Genomic DNA, 608 nt, shown 5'->3' with positions numbered 1-608 from the left:
AGAAAGGTAAAGGCGTATGGGAAAGACAAGGAAATGGCTCCATTACATCCCAGACCGGATAAGCGACGCGATGCGTTACGTATGCGGGCGGATGTCGCCCGATGTACGACTTATCGTGGTGGTGGCGATGCTCGTGGGATTCAGCGCCCTCTCCATCTACATCACCGTGTCGTCGATATACAACATCGGCAAACGTCGGGGAGAGCAGATGAGAATAGAACGGATGCGGCAGTTGGAACTGCATCCGGGCATAAGTAAAGACAGTATCCATTTTAATCATGACAGGAAACATGAAAGAGAACAAAACGGAAAAACAGCCGGAAACGGCAAAAAAGAATGAACTCGGGCGGAAGGAGTCCCAACCGCTGACTCCCGAAGAAATCCGGAAACGGAGGAAGATGCTGGTCTATCCGCTGTTGTTCCTTGTCTTCGGCGTGGCGATGTGGCTGATATTCGCACCGTCGGACGAGGGGGAGAGCCTGCCCGACGGCTTCAACGTGGAAGTGCCCATGCCGGAGGAAAAGAACCTGCCTTCGGACAAGCGTGCCGCCTACGAACAGCAGGATTTCGAGCGCAAGCAGCGGGAGAAGATGAGCACCCTGCAGGAG

Annotated in this window: 1 protein-coding gene and 1 pseudogene; both read left to right on the top strand. The window is 54.3% G+C overall.

Annotation, left to right across the window (positions count from 1 at the left end):
* The first annotated feature begins 16 nt into the window (after positions 1–16).
* Positions 17–340, top strand: a complete 324-nt coding sequence (locus M3090_RS15545) for a TraL conjugative transposon family protein (RefSeq protein WP_249057776.1) — start codon at positions 17–19, stop codon at positions 338–340.
* A pseudogene (locus tag M3090_RS15540) lies at positions 291–608 on the top strand (conjugative transposon protein TraM); the annotation flags it as partial. The gene M3090_RS15545 and the pseudogene M3090_RS15540, both read left to right, overlap by 50 nt.

Source organism: Bacteroides sp. ET71, assembly GCF_023336905.1.
Lineage (GTDB): Bacteria > Bacteroidota > Bacteroidia > Bacteroidales > Bacteroidaceae > Bacteroides.
The sequence above is the reverse complement of the archived record's forward strand: the minus strand, read 5'-3'. Positions and strand labels throughout refer to the sequence as shown.